Below are 1766 nucleotides of genomic sequence, written 5' to 3' on the forward strand. Positions count from 1 at the left end.
AGGCGGCGGACATCGCCTCGGCGCTCCCCGGCCATCTCGACCTCGGCGCGGTGCGCCAGTTCGCCGCGGGATCCTCCGACGGGGCGGCGAGGGCGATCGGCGGGACGATCGACGCCGGCAGCGTCGGAGCCGCGATCGACGCGGGTGTCAACGGGAACACCGAGGCGATCATCCAACAGGTGGCCGACGCGATCGGACGGGCCGACTTCGGGTCCATCCAACAGGGCCCGGCAGCACCTGCTCCCGCGCCCGGCCAGGGGGGCGGCAACACGGGCACCCCGTCGAGCTCGGCCAGGGTGGAGACGGTCGTCAACCGGGCACTGTCCCAACTCGGCGTCCCCTACGCCTGGGGAGGCGGAGACGCCAACGGGCCCACGCGCGGCATCCGGGACGGTGGCGTCGCGGACAGTCACGGTGACTACAACAAGATCGGCTTCGACTGCTCCGGCCTGATGATCTACGCGTTCGCCGGGATCGGCAAAGCCCTCCCACACTTCACCGGCTACCAGTACACGGCGGGCCCCCAGTACCCGGTGGCCACCCGCCAGCGCGGCGACATGCTCTTCTGGCCCGGTCACGTGGCGCTGTACCTGGGTGACGGCCGGATGGTCGAGGCCCCGCAGTCCGGCGACGTCGTCAAGATCTCACCGGTGCGGATGGCGGGGATCTCACCCATGGTCGTCCGGCTGACCTGACGACATCGCGCCGACCCACGGTGCCCGGCCGCTCGTCGGCCGGGCACTGGTCGGTCCGGGAACGGCCGTGCACCGGTACTGTCGATCGCAGTCCGTCCTGACGGTACGGCCCCGGTGCCACCGACCACAGACCTCGGACCCCGGGCCTCGGACCACGGGCCTCAGACCCCAGATCTCGCGAAGGAGCCCCCCGCGGTGAGCGATCCCCGAACCGACCATCCGGCCGACCCGGGTTCCGACCCCGCGGTTAGCGCGTCCTCCGCGGTCTCGGACGCCAGGCTCCTGGAGCAGGCGGTGTACGAGGTCAAGAAAGTCGTGGTGGGTCAGGACAGGCTCATCGAGATGATCCTGGTGGGACTGCTCTCGCGCGGCCACATCCTCCTCGAGGGCGTGCCCGGGGTCGCCAAGACGCTCACCGTGGAGACCTTCGCCTCCGTGGTGGGGGGCAGCTTCCGACGCCTCCAGTTCACCCCGGACCTCGTCCCGGCGGACATCGTGGGAACCCGGATCTACCGCCAGGGCCGCGAGGAGTTCGAGGTCGAGCTCGGTCCGATCCTGGCCAACTTCGTACTGGCCGACGAGATCAACCGCGCCCCGGCAAAGGTCCAGTCGGCCCTGCTCGAGGTGATGGCGGAGGGCCACGTCTCGATCGGCGGGCAGACCTTCCCGATGCCGGCACCGTTCCTGGTGATGGCGACCCAGAACCCCATCGAGAGCGAAGGCGTGTACCAGCTCCCGGAGGCCCAGCGGGACCGGTTCCTCTTCAAGCTCGTGGTGGACTACCCCAGCCCCGAGGAGGAGCGGGAGATCGTCTACCGGATGGGGACCCGTCCCCCGGAGCCCTCACGCGTCCTCGGCGTGGACGCGCTGCTCCGGCTCCAGGACGCGGTGCGTGAGGTCTTCGTCCACCACGCGCTGGTCGACTACGTGGTCCGCGTCACCGTCGCGACCCGCGAACCCGGGAGGCACGGCCTCGAGGACGTCGCCAGATGGCTCGCGTACGGCGCGTCCCCCCGCGCCACCCTGGGGGCCGTCACCGCGGCCCGGGCGCTGGCCCTGGTCCGGGGTCGC

Annotated in this window: 2 protein-coding genes; both read left to right on the plus strand. The window is 71.3% G+C overall.

From position 1 onward, the window contains the following. The coding region (locus G6019_RS17390; RefSeq protein ID WP_241726033.1) for an NlpC/P60 family protein at positions 1-695 on the plus strand (695 nt) is incomplete at its 5' end. Positions 696-890: 195 nt separating this feature from the next. Further along, positions 891-1766, plus strand: an 876-nt coding sequence (locus tag G6019_RS12915; protein WP_182627743.1) for an AAA family ATPase, incomplete at its 3' end; no start/stop codon positions are given.

The sequence above is a fragment of the Dietzia sp. DQ12-76 genome (assembly GCF_014145045.1).
In the GTDB taxonomy this organism is placed as follows: Bacteria; Actinomycetota; Actinomycetes; order Mycobacteriales; family Mycobacteriaceae; genus Dietzia.